The organism is Streptomyces sp. NPDC001634 (genome assembly GCF_040298185.1).
Taxonomy (GTDB): domain Bacteria; phylum Actinomycetota; class Actinomycetes; order Streptomycetales; family Streptomycetaceae; genus Streptomyces.
The window spans coordinates 11,597-23,389 of record NZ_JBEOZU010000065.1; the positions used below are offsets into that span (position 1 = coordinate 11,597).

The window sequence follows — 11,793 nt, forward strand, 5'->3', positions numbered from 1 at the left end:
CCCACCCCGGCGCCCCTCGCATGGCAGGATCGAAGACGTCATGACTGCACCCACCACCCCCACGCGCGCGCCCCGCCCCGGCGGCCCCCCCCGCCCCCGGGGCCCCCCCCGGCGCCGAATCGGCCAGAAGCTCATCGACCGCACCCCTTCCCGTGCGCGCGGGATGTGCCGCGTTTCATCAGGCTAGGAGACGTCGCGAATCTCTGCCGTTCAGCACCTGCGAGCCCCCCGCGCCATCGATACGCCACCGGCCCCCACTCCTGGTGTCCGGCCTGGCGCAATCACCAAACGTGATGAAAGGTGGCTTCATGGGCATATGGAACAAACGCGACGACATGCTCGTACACCAGGACGAGCCCTACAACGCAGAAACGCCTCCTGGCGCCCTCGTAGCTCAGATCACTTCCTTGGACACCTTCTACGGCCGCAACCACGCACCGATCCCCCGCATCGACTCCGCGGCCTGGCGGCTGCGAGTGGAAGGTCTGGTCGATCGTCCGCTGGAGCTGTCGATGGACGATCTGCGCAGGCGCTTCCCCGAGCGGACGGTGGTGGCGACGCTGCAGTGTGCAGGCAACCGCCGCGCCGATCTCATCGAGGTCCGTGACATACCCGGCCAGGTCCCCTGGGGCCCTGGAGCCATCTCCACTGCGAGATGGAGCGGGGCGAGTCTGGCAGATGTGCTGACCGAGGCCGGATTGCACCCGGAAGCAGCCCACATCGCCTTCACCGGCGCCGACGTGTCACAGCAGGCCGACCCGCCCCAGCCCTTCGGCGGCTCCATACCGGTGGCCAAGGCAACCTCCGGCGAGGTGCTCCTGGCCTGGGCCATGAACGATCAGGTGCTGCCCGCCGCGCACGGCGCTCCCCTGCGCGTGGTCGTCCCCGGCTGGATCGGCGCCCGCAGCATCAAATGGCTCCAGCGCATCAGCGCACAGGCCGAACCGACCGACAACTACTTCCAGGCCGAATACAGCATCCTGCCCTCGGAAGCCGACTCCGAGGCAGTCGGACCGGGCGACGGCATCACTTTGGGCCCGATCGCCATCCACTGCGCCATCCTGCGGCCCGCAAAGGACGCCCACCTGACCTCGGGACCGACCGAGGTCAGCGGGTTCGCCTTCGCCGGGGACGACCGAACCGTGGCACGCGTGGACGTCTCCGCAGACCACGGCAGCACCTGGACCCACGCGGATCTCGACCCACCGGAGAATCCCTGGACGTGGCAGCACTGGCGCGCCACGCTGAGCCTGCCCCCTGGCGAGGCCGAGCTCATCGCACGTGCCTGGGACTCCACCGCGGCCCTGCAGCCCGAATCCCCGGCTGCCGTGTGGAATCCCAGGGGATACGCCAACAATGCCGCGGCTCACCTGCACATCACATGCCGTCCCTGACCGGACGCTTCGGCAGAACGCCCCAGAAACTGTTGTTCCGCTGTGCGGACCTCGCCCCAGAGCCCGGTAGTTGACGAACCCTCGGACTCCGCCGGGAGCCACCGGGCACTCCACGACCAGGTCCGCCGACCGGCAATGTGCCTCGTCAGCGGCGACCTTCCAGCGTGCCGGCGCCGAAGTGCTTGTCGATCAGGGCGGTGGCCTTCTCGCGCTGGCGGACACTGATCTCCTTGGCGTACTCCTCCCAGCCGAACACGCACGAGGAGACCACGCCGTCGAAGCCGACCGAGGCGAGGGCGGCGAAGACTTCGTCGAAGTCGACCTCTCCGCGGCCGATCTCGGCGTGCTGGTGGACGCGGGCGGTCGAGCCGGGCGGGTTGACGATGTAGCGCAGCCCGTTGGAGGCGGTGTGGTCGAGGGTGTCGGCGAGGTGGACGTAGGTGACCTTCTCGCCTGCGTGAGTAATGATGCCGGTGGCGTCGTTGCCCTGGTGGAAGGTGTGCGGGGTGCAGTAGAGGAACGAGATCCAGTCCCGGTTGAGCCCGCGCACCATGTTCACGGCGGCGTGACCGTTCTCGATGAAGTCGTCCGGGTGCGGTTCGAGGACCAGCTTGACGCCCTCGCGCTCGAAGACGGGGATCAACTCGTCCATGGAGCGCAGGAACTGGCTCTCGGCGAACTCGGCGCCTTCGGGGCGGCCGTTGAACTCGGAGGTCATGGTGTCGACACCGAGGTCGACGGTGATCTGGATGGCCCGCTTCCAGGCGCGCACCGCGGCTTGCCGCTCCTCCTCGCCGGGGCCGGACCAGCGCAGCACGGGCAGTACCGAGGCAATGCCGATCCCGGCGTCGGCGGCGCGCCTGCGCAACTGGGCCACGGTGGCGTCGTCGGCACGCGGGTGACTGAAGAAGGGGATGAAATCGTCCTTGGGCGAGAGCTCCATCCAGGAATAGCCGGCGCGCGCCACGATGTCGGGCAGTTCCAGTACCGAGTGCGCCGAGTAGAACATCTGCGGGTCAAGGGCAAGCTTCATTGCTGTTCTCCGGTGGGAAACGAGGAGGCGCCGTGCGAGTACGGCCGTGGCCCCGTGCTGGGTTACAGGCCGGCCGCGGCGTTGTGGAGGTTCTTGGCGGCCAGGGCGAGTCCTTCGGTCTGGGAGTAGGCGGCGTCCTCGTGTTCGATGTTGACGGCCATGTCGGGGTCGATCTCGGCGAGGGCGCGCAGGAACTCGGTCCAGAAGGGGATGGCGTTGCCGAGGCCGACGGCGACGAACTTCCAGGCCGGGTTGTCGGGCCAGGCGTTGCACCAGAAGCCGTAGCCGGTGGGGACCTTGCCGGGGGCGTCGGCGGGGATGCGGGTGAAGGAGGTGTCCAGGACGCCGCGGATGTCGGCGCCGGGGCAGAGGGTGGCGTCCTTGGCGGCGGCGTGGAAGACGAGTGGGCCCAGCCACTTGATGGAGGCGATGACGTCCATGCCCTGCCACATCAGGTGGGAGGGGTCCATCTCGGCGCCGATGTTGGTCGCTGCGACCTCGTCGGCCAGGCGCTTGAGGGTGACCGGGGAGAAGACGAGGTTGTGCGGGTGCATCTCGATGGCGATGCGGACGTCGTTCTCCCTGGCGAGGGCGTCGATCTCCTTCCAGAAGTCGACGGCCACGGCCCACTGGTAGTCCAGGACGTCCATGTAGACGCCGTCCCAGGGGTTTACGACCCAGGAGGGGTATTTGGCGTCGGGATCGGAGCCGGGGGTGCCGGACATGGTGACGATGTTCTTGACGCCGAGCAGGCCGGCGAGGCGGATGGTGCGGCGCAGGTCGTCGGCGTGCTTGGGGCCGACGCCGGGCAGCGGGTTGAGCGGGTTGCCGTTGCAGTTGAGGCCGGTCAGTTCCATGCCGCGGTCGGCGAAGGTGGCCAGGTATTCCTGGCGGGCGGTGGCCGAGGACAGCAGCAGGTCGACCGGGCAGTGCGGGGAGGGGATGAAGCCGCCGGTGTTGACCTCCACGGAGGTCAGACCGTTCTCCTTGAGGATGTCGAGGGCCTCGGTCAGGGGCCGGTCGTGCAGACAGGCGGTGTAGGCGCCGAGCTTCATTGAAATGTGTCCTTACGAGAGGGTGACAGCTGTGCCGTCGGCGTTGGCGGAGGTGACGATCGCGTCGATGACGCGGAGGTTGTGCAAGCCGTCCGCCAGGGTGGGGCAGTGCGGCAGGCTGTTCAGCCCTGCGATCTGTTCGAGGAAGGCGCGGGCCTGCCAGGCGAAGAAGTCGTTCTGTCCGTGGCCGACGCTGGGGAAGTCCATCGGCATGCCCCCGGCGACGTAGGGGTGCTGGGGCCCGACGACGACCTGCCGGTAGCCACTGGTCGCCGGGGGCGGAGAGGCGTCGGCCAGGGTGAACTCGGCGGGGCGGGCCATGTCGAAGGTGGCCGCGCCGCCCTGGGCGAAGACCTCGAAGCCGATGGAGTTGGCCAGCCCGGCGGCGATCCGGGAGACGGAGAAGGTGCCCACCGCGCCCGAGGCGAAGGTGGCGGTGAAGGTGGCGATGTCCTCGTTCTCCACGGTCTCGCGCTCGTCGCTGACCTGCACGGCCGCCGAGTGCCCGACGGCGGTGCCGAGCGGCACGGGCCGCTCGGTCACCTGGGTGGACAGCACCGCGCCCTGCACGCTCTGTACCGGGCCGCAGAAGTACTCGCCCAGGTCGATGAGGTGGCTGCCGATGTCGGACAGCGCGCCCGAGCCGAGCGGGCCGCGGTAACGCCAGCTGATCGGCGCATCCGGATTGTGCCCGTAGTCGCACCAGTAGTGCCCGTTGAAGTGCTGCACCCGCCCCAGCGCTCCGTCCGTCACCTGCTGCCGGATGGCGTTGATGGCAGGCGAACGGCGCATGGTGAACCCCGTGGCCGCCACCAGGCCGGTACCCTCCGCGGCCTTCACCATCGCCTCCGCGTCCGCCACGGACGGCGCCAGCGGCTTCTCGCACAGCACATGCTTGTCTGCTGCCAGCAGGGCTTCGACGATCTCGCGGTGCAGGTGGTTGGCCACCACCACACTGACCGCGTCGATGTCCGGCGCCTCGGCGATGGCGCGCCAGTCGGTCTCGGCCCGCTCATAGCCGTAGCGGCGTGCGGCATCGACGGCGAACGGCTCATGCGCGTCGGCCACGGCCACCAGCCGCACCTCGGGGAGGCCGGCCTCGTACAGGGTGGACGCGGCCCGGTATCCGGCCAGATGGGCCCGGCCGGCCATGCCGGCGCCGATGACGGCCACCCCGATCGGCTTGCTACTCACTGCGGCTCCTCTCCGGCGCGGGGCGCCGTGGTCAAGGGGGTGGGCGAGGGACCCCCAGCGGGTTCCGGACGGGTCCGGGAACGCTTCGTCGGGCGTCGCGTCCCGGCTGTGTCCCGAGCCGGCCGTACGCAAGTTAAAGCGCTTTAAACGATGGGTACTATCAACGCGACCACAGACATGTGTCAAGAATGTGGGGGGAATTCGGAGGGGAGAGCATGTGGACACACCGGACTCCGCCGCCTCCACAGGGGGCAACGGCATGGTCCCGCGCCCCCGTCTGGAGGACGTCGCCGCTCACGTGGGCATGTCCACGGCATCGGTTTCGCTGGTCCTGCGCAACGTTCCCGGACCGAGTGAACGCACCCGACGACGCGTACTGAAGGCCGGTGAAGATCGCCCTGTACATGGCCAGCGGCTTCGGCGCCGCCCTGGTCGGCGTGATCCAGACCATCCTCTACAACGGAGCCCAGGTCGCCAACGGCCAGTCCTTCGTCTTCAACTCCATCATCGCCGTGGTCATCGGCGGCGTCCTGCTCACCGGCGGCTACGGCTCCGTGTTCGGCATCGTCCTGGGCACGCTGACCTTCGCCATCGTCAACCAGGGCATCTACTACACCGGCTGGAACTCCGACTGGGCCAGCCTGATCCTCGGCATCCTCATCCTCACCGCCGTGCTGATGAACAACACCTTCCGCCGACTCGCCCTGTCCTACAAGCCCCGCACCGCGAAGAAGGCCTGACCATGACCGAGCCCCTTCTGCGCCTCACCGACATCAGCAAGTCGTTCCTCGGCACCAACGCGCTGCAGGACATCTCCCTCGAAGTCGACGCCGGCAAGGTGCTGTGCCTGCTCGGCGACAACGGCGCCGGCAAGTCCACCCTCATCAAGATCCTCTCCGGGTTCCTCAAGCCCACCACCGGCACCATCGAGGTCAACGGAGAGCCTGTCGTCTTCGACAGCTCCCGCGACGCATCCGCCCACGGCATCGCCACCGTGCACCAGTTCGGCGGCACCTTCCCGCTGATGGGCGTGGGCCGCTGCTTCTTCGTCGGCGCCGAACCCACCAAGGGATTCGGCCCGTTCCAACTGTTCGACAAGAAACTGGCCGGTGAGATCGCCGTACGCGAGATGCAGTCCCTGGGCATCACCCGCGTCACCGACGGCAACCGCCTCGTGGGCAGCCTCTCCGGCGGCGAACGCCAGGCCCTGGCCATCGCCCGCGCCGTCTACTTCGCGCCAACGTCCTCATCCTCGACGAACCCACCGCCGCCCTCGGCGTCAAGGAAGCCGCCCACGACCTGCGGATCATCATGCAGGCCCGCGCCAAGGGCGTTGCGGTCATCCTCGTCACCCACAACGTCCGCCACGCCATGATGGTCGGCGACCACTTCGCCGTCCTCATCCGCGGCCAGAAAGCCGACGACTTCCGCAAGGGCGAACGCACCCGCGAGGAGATCACCGACCTCATGGCCGGCGGCGAGGCCATGGCTCACCTCGAAGCCGAACTGGCGGAGATGCAACTCCAGGCCCAGGCCGACACCTGACAGCGGGCGACAGCAAGGGGGTGCACCCGCACGGACCGTGGGAGCACCCTCTCGGTCACACGCCCGCACCCACGAAAAGGCGGTCAGGACGGTGCAATGCCGGATGTCCACTCCCCTGGCTCGACGCCTCTCGGATTCGTCCTGGACCGCTCGAGCCGGGAACCGCTCCATCACCGGCTCTCCCAGCAGTTGAAGCGCGCCGTCGAGCAGGGGCATCTTGCTCCGGGCACCCTGCTGAGCAGCGAGAACAGAATGGCCGAGGAGAGCGGCCTGTCACGCCTCACAGTCCGGCGGGCCATCCAGTCGCTGGCGGACGCAGGGCTTCTGGTGCGCCGCCGCGGTATCGGGACACTGGTGGCACACGGCGGAACCGAGCGTCCGCTGGACCTCGCCGACCTCCACGACGACCTGCAACCAACAGGGCGAGGTTCGGGAGTCGAGGTGCTGCGCAACGAGACCGAGCCCGCCTCGGCCGAAGTCGCGGCTGCCCTTGCCATCGCAGAGGGCAGCGAGGTCACGGTGCTGGAGCGGCTGCGGCACGCGGACGGCATACGCATCGCGTACTGGCGCTCCTACTTGCCCGCCGGCTTCCTGAGGTCGGACAACGACCGGTTGGAGTCCGCCGTTCTGTTCGAAATGCTACAGGCGGCCGGAATCGACGTGCACAGCGCCCAACAGACGATCGGGGCGCGCCACGCCACCGCCGGGGAGCGCAAGCTGCTCGGTGTCACCGAGGGAAGCACGCTGCTGACACTGCGGCGCACGATGGTCGACCACATCGGCCGCGTCATCGAATACGCCACCCACTGCTACCCACCCTCGCGGGCCGACTTCGCCTTCCACCTCGTCATCCGCCCCTACGGGCCGGCAGTCGTGCAACCCGACGGCCCGGCGTCAGGGACCTCTCGCCCGGCGACCTGCGGGTGGTGAGTCGAGGTCCCGGGGCTCCGTGGGGAAGTCGTACGGGGTGGGGCGCTCGCAGGTGCAGGGCCTCGACGGTGGCGTCCGGGATGACGGTCGCGGCGAAGCGTCCCAGGCGGACGGGCCAGTGGGCTCGGTGCCGCGCAGTGTGCGGGCCAGAAGCATCTGCAGGCGAATGCGCATCGCAGATCTGCCACGGCACGGCCGTGGTGGAATTCAGCTTGCGGGGCCAGGCCGGCGGGCACGAGCCCGGTGTTCCTGCGACGCATCGTCGACTCACGGCAGCCGTCGGCGCGCACTGCACACGCAGTGCCGCAGCCGCCTATTACGAGCGGGGGCGGCTGCCTTGTGCGCCTGGACCGGCGTGCCGAAGCCAGGCGCCAGGCCGCCGATGCTGCAGTGACCGGCAGGCTGAAGTGGGTACAGGCCCGAGCCGAGGATCTTCCGGCAGGTCTCGGCACGTTCACTGTGGCGGCCTTCGGCCAGTCCTTCCACTGGATGAACCGCGACCTGGTGGCAGCAACCATCCGCGACATGCTCCGGCCCGGCGGGGCGATGGTGCACATCTCGGACGTGAAGACCGAGACCCGCAGCGTTGACGGTCTTCCGTATCCGGCGGTGCCCTATGCGTTCGACACAGCGGGTGCAGTCGTCCCCGATCTCAGGCAGGATCCGCGCGGCGAGCTGGAGGCCGAGCCCGACTGCCCCCACCTGAGGTTCTGTCAATGTCTCCAGCACGGCGAGCTGTTCGGACGAACACACCGCGCTGCCCACCCTGCACCCACAGCGAACCCGGAGTTACTGGGCATCGCGTCCGGGGTGGAGAAAGCGGCGCCTGCCGGCCGCAAGCTGACGTCCCGTCACCCCTCGCCCCACCCGAGGCCGGGCCCGTCACTACGGGGGAAGTGACGGGCTGCGCCTGCGTCCACGGTGTCAGATGGGCTTCGAAGGCGGCGATGCGCCGGTCCTCCACGTCGGCCGCGGCGACCACGACCACGGCGCCGCCGACCCATGGATGGTCAACCGGTCACCAGGGTCCAGTGCATGTCATGCAAGGTCTGCCCGATCGGCACGTAGTACACGCCGGCCAGGCACCACGGCGTCCTGAGGTGGCCGTCGAGCACGGTGTCCCCGTTGTAAGCGGGCGGGCAGGTGACCGTCCGGTCGAGCGCGGTGATCATCCCGCGCGCCTCATCGGCCGTATGGTTGCGGACGCTGGCGAAGACGGGGCCGCCGCTGTCGCCGTTGATCGCCGCGACACCGCCCGGAGTTGCAGAGGTGGCGTAAGCGAGGTCGACATCGGGACGGTAGATGTGGTTCGGTCCGGTGACGCCGATGTCGGTCTGAGCGATCCGCACACCGCAGTGCACGCCGCCGTTGGCGCCGTCGGTGCACACGTAATCCCCGACATTGTTGTGCCCCCAGCCGACGAGGGGTTTGGCGTAACCGTCGGTGCGGCTTGCGGGACCGTCGTAGAGCCAGCCGCGGGCCTGCTGCGACGGCAGGTTGATACCCACCACATCGTCCTGCGGGGACTCCTGGGAGGCGTCGGTGGTGCCGACGAGGTCACCGCCCCACCAGGTCGTCCACCGGCCGCCGGCGTCCGAGCCGCAGTGGTAAGCCGACGTCAGCATGTACTGACCCTTGGCGTTCTTCACGCTGAAGGAGCCGGAACAGATACCGCCTCCCGGGTTGTGCAGGGCCGAGGCTCCGGTCCAGGGCGAGTGGTCGTGCTGCCGGGAGGCCAGGTCCACGCTCTGCAGCCGGTGGATCGCGGCGGTGTGCACCCCCGCCAGCCGGCCGGCGGCCGCCGCGACCTGCTGCCCAACGCTTCCTTGCTTGACCGCCATGGGGCTGTTCGCCCGACCGGCTCCGCTCTCGTAACCGACCTCCAGACCGCTGCCGTCCACCGCCGGACCGATGCTGGTGACGCGGACGGGGGTCGGCACTCCTGCGATCCGCAGGTTCATCGAGGTGAGGCGGCGCAGCAACTTCGCACGGGCCGCATGGAGTTCTGCTTTGGAATAGCGGGCGGCATCGACCTCGGCGGTCACCCCGTGAGGCAGACGGGCGAGGATACGCCGGACCCGCTGGGGCGGGGCGCCCTTCCAGTACAGGCGCAGGTGATTGTGATCGGGGTCCACCACGATGTCGGCGAAGCCGGGTATGTGCGCCCGGTCGGACTCGGACAACCCTTCAGTGATCTGACCGGCGACGGCGTCGAGGACCTGCTGGCGCTCGTCGATCCGCGCGGCTGTCCGTACGCCCGACGCAGGGGAAGCGCCCGCCAGAGGCGGGACGAAGAATGGGACCGCTGCCGCGAGAGCCGCGGCGGGCACGACGAATGCCATCCATCTGTGGCGTGCAGCGTGCTTCATGAACCGGTGTCTCCCTGCTGGACCAGTGTGACGCGGACATGCTCTTACGCCGCCCGTCCGGCAGGCAAAACGGAAGCACCCCCTCCCCCTGGCCCGGCCCCGAAATCACGCCGGGATCACCCCGCATGTCAGAGGCCGCCTGCAGGACGATCGCAGCCGACATGGTCAAGGCGGCCGCCGAAGACTTACACGGGGGTGAAGACCTGGTTCCACCCGGTACCGCTGACTCAATTTTCTCAACTGCGGAGTCCGACGCGGCAGACAGCGCGGGCCTGCCGAATCACACAGGAGCAGCGCGGTGAGGAAAAGGACCACGTGGGCCGAACCGGCCCGACCGTGACGGACGGCCCCAAGTGGCATCGCGAGTCGTGTCGATCTTCTGTCACGATGTCAAGAACGGCGAGGAACGCCGTCGCCGCCGGCGTGCGGCCCCCTGGCGGTCGGCCCGAATCACCCGCGAGGAAGCCCCCGACCTCGCCCGCCTGCTGAGCACGGCGTGTTTCATTGTCGTCGCCTACCTCTCAGGCGCGAGAGTCGGTGAAGTGCTCAACCTGAGGCGGGGCTGCATGACGTTCGACGCGGCCACGGGGCTGTGGTTGATGGAGGGGCTCTACTTCAAGGGCGCGGAGGACGAGTACGGCAACAAGATCCCCGAGGGGCAGCCGAGGCCGGACCCCTGGGTCGTCATCGAGATCGTCGCCGGGGCGGTCAGCGTGCTCGAACGGCTGCACTCCAGCCGCCTGCTCTTCCCCAACGCGATTGGCCCCCTTCCGGGCCGCCGCCAGCTGGCCAAGCGGCACGGAGAAGCCCGCAGCGACCGCGTGATCGCTGGCGACCTCGCCTCCTTCGTCACCTGGGTGAACACCCAATGTGAGCGCCTCGGCCGCTTGGGCAGCATCCCGGACGATGGACGGGGCCCGCTGGCTCCCAGCCGGTTCAGACGCACATCGGCCTGGTTCATCCGACGCCGTCCCCGGGGTCTGATCGCCGCCTCGGTTCAGTACGGCCATGCCTTACGCGAATGCTCCAGGGCTACGCGGGGACCTACGAATCCGGCTTCCCCGATGAGTACGCGTTCGAGGACTGGCTCTACCGCATCGAATGCTTGGCTGACGACGAGCAGGCCGTCGTCGCCGGGGAACACGTCAGCGGCCCCGCCGCCGATGTCTACCGTTACCGGGTGAGCGCCGCCAGCCGGGAGTTCGCCGGCCGCGTGCTCACCAAGGAACGTCAGGCCCGCGACCTGCTCGGCAACCCGTTGCTGCAGATCTACCGCGGCGAGGGCATGACCTGCGTTTTCAACCCGGCCGCCGCCGCCTGCCAGCTCCGCGGCGACGCCGACGACACCTTGGTCACCCCGGACACCGACGACTGCCGCCCGAAATGCCCGAACATCGCCCGCACTGATCGCGACATCGAGTGCGTGAGGCGCACGGCGGCCGAGCTGGCCGAGATCGTCGACGATCCGCTGGCTCCACCGATCCGTCACGAGCGCGAGCGGCACGAACCGGGCCGCCTGAAGTCGATCATCGACGCCCACGAGCGAGGAGCCGCAGACCGATGACAGCCGCTTTCCGGCTCGACAACGAGACGGACACCGTCCGCCCAGCCATCCTCGCCGCGATGAACCGGCTGTTCGCCGGCACCCCGCAGCGGTCGAACGGGAGACTGAACGTGTCCCAGCTGGCCATCGAGGCCGATGTCAAACGCTGGCACCTCGCCCACCAGCACCCCGACCTCAAAGATCTTTTCCAGGCCAAGGCCGCCGAGGAGGAGGGAGGGCGAGCCTCACCCGTGCGGTCCGCAGACGCCTACGAGGCGCTGAAGAAGCAGCATGCCGAGGTCCAGGCCCACTGCCGGTTCCTTGAGGAACGGCTCCAGATCTACGCCACTGCCCTCAACCTCCTGTCCCTGGAGCACGCCGCTTTGGCCGGACGAGACACGGAGGCAGCCAAGGTCCGGGTCCTTCCCCGGCAGCCGCAGCACCTTCCCTGAGTACGGCAGGGCATCCCGCTGGGCAAGCGCACGGCGTCCTGACCGCTTGGATCAGCGGACCCCGGGGGCCGTCCGGCCGCCGGGGTCGTTGGGAACGTGGTGTCGACAGCCATGGCGCCGCCCTCGTGCACATCAGCGTCGCGCAACAGGTGGTAGACGGCCAAGCGGCCGTCTGGGCTGCGCTGTTCCTTGAAACTGGCGGCCTGGACCATGATCAACGGCCGGCTTCGGCCCACCCTGCTCAAGGAACGTGGATCCGCGGCCCGGGCACGACGCTC

Annotated in this window: 11 protein-coding genes and 1 pseudogene; 8 read left to right on the top strand and 4 right to left on the bottom strand. The window is 68.9% G+C overall.

Annotated features, from left to right (window positions below; translation table 11 throughout):
• Nucleotides 1–308: 308 nt before the first annotated feature.
• A complete protein-coding gene (locus ABT186_RS33335) occupies nucleotides 309–1,394 on the top strand; it encodes a sulfite oxidase (protein WP_351231521.1) in 1,086 nt (361 codons plus the stop codon).
• 145 nt (nucleotides 1,395–1,539) lie between these two features.
• Here the strand turns inward: ABT186_RS33335 and ABT186_RS33340 are convergent, their stop codons facing one another.
• From ABT186_RS33340 to ABT186_RS33350, 3 genes are all read right to left on the bottom strand, one after another.
• Entirely contained in the window at nucleotides 1,540–2,427 is an 888-nt protein-coding gene (locus ABT186_RS33340) for a sugar phosphate isomerase/epimerase family protein (RefSeq protein ID WP_351231519.1), read from the bottom strand.
• Between the two features lie 62 nt (nucleotides 2,428–2,489).
• Entirely contained in the window at nucleotides 2,490–3,488 is a 999-nt protein-coding gene (locus ABT186_RS33345; RefSeq protein WP_351928292.1) for a sugar phosphate isomerase/epimerase family protein, read from the bottom strand.
• Between the two features lie 6 nt (nucleotides 3,489–3,494).
• Nucleotides 3,495–4,676 (bottom strand): Gfo/Idh/MocA family protein, encoded by a 1,182-nt coding sequence (locus ABT186_RS33350; RefSeq protein ID WP_351231517.1) that lies wholly within the window; start codon nucleotides 4,674–4,676, stop codon nucleotides 3,495–3,497.
• Nucleotides 4,677–5,062: 386 nt separating this feature from the next.
• Here ABT186_RS33350 and ABT186_RS33355 point away from each other — a divergent pair, with 386 nt between their 5' ends.
• From ABT186_RS33355 to ABT186_RS33375, 5 genes and pseudogenes are all read left to right on the top strand, one after another.
• Nucleotides 5,063–5,416, top strand: coding sequence for an ABC transporter permease (locus ABT186_RS33355; RefSeq protein ID WP_351231515.1), 354 nt, complete (start codon nucleotides 5,063–5,065; stop codon nucleotides 5,414–5,416).
• Nucleotides 5,417–5,418: 2 nt separating this feature from the next.
• Nucleotides 5,419–6,051 (top strand): ATP-binding cassette domain-containing protein, encoded by a 633-nt coding sequence (locus ABT186_RS33360; protein WP_351231513.1) that lies wholly within the window; start codon nucleotides 5,419–5,421, stop codon nucleotides 6,049–6,051.
• Nucleotides 6,048–6,221: a hypothetical protein gene (locus ABT186_RS33365; protein WP_351928253.1), complete on the top strand. Its 174-nt coding sequence runs from the start codon at nucleotides 6,048–6,050 to the stop codon at nucleotides 6,219–6,221. Before ABT186_RS33360 ends, ABT186_RS33365 begins: the two co-directional genes overlap by 4 nt.
• A 96-nt stretch (nucleotides 6,222–6,317) precedes the next feature.
• Nucleotides 6,318–7,151, top strand: coding sequence for a GntR family transcriptional regulator (locus ABT186_RS33370; protein WP_351231509.1), 834 nt, complete (start codon nucleotides 6,318–6,320; stop codon nucleotides 7,149–7,151).
• Between the two features lie 300 nt (nucleotides 7,152–7,451).
• Nucleotides 7,452–7,772: pseudogene (locus ABT186_RS33375) on the top strand (class I SAM-dependent methyltransferase); the annotation flags it as partial.
• A 389-nt stretch (nucleotides 7,773–8,161) separates the two neighbouring features.
• Here the strand turns inward: ABT186_RS33375 and ABT186_RS33380 are convergent.
• Nucleotides 8,162–9,520, bottom strand: coding sequence for a chymotrypsin family serine protease (locus tag ABT186_RS33380; RefSeq protein ID WP_351928255.1), 1,359 nt, complete (start codon nucleotides 9,518–9,520; stop codon nucleotides 8,162–8,164).
• A 1,021-nt stretch (nucleotides 9,521–10,541) separates the two neighbouring features.
• Here ABT186_RS33380 and ABT186_RS33385 point away from each other — a divergent pair.
• Both ABT186_RS33385 and ABT186_RS33390 read left to right on the top strand, forming a co-directional pair.
• On the top strand, nucleotides 10,542–11,084 hold the full coding sequence (locus tag ABT186_RS33385) for a hypothetical protein (protein ID WP_351928257.1): 543 nt from the start codon (nucleotides 10,542–10,544) through the stop codon (nucleotides 11,082–11,084).
• Nucleotides 11,081–11,515, top strand: coding sequence for a hypothetical protein (locus ABT186_RS33390; protein WP_351231502.1), 435 nt, complete (start codon nucleotides 11,081–11,083; stop codon nucleotides 11,513–11,515). Before ABT186_RS33385 ends, ABT186_RS33390 begins: the two co-directional genes overlap by 4 nt.
• Nucleotides 11,516–11,793 lie beyond the last annotated feature (278 nt).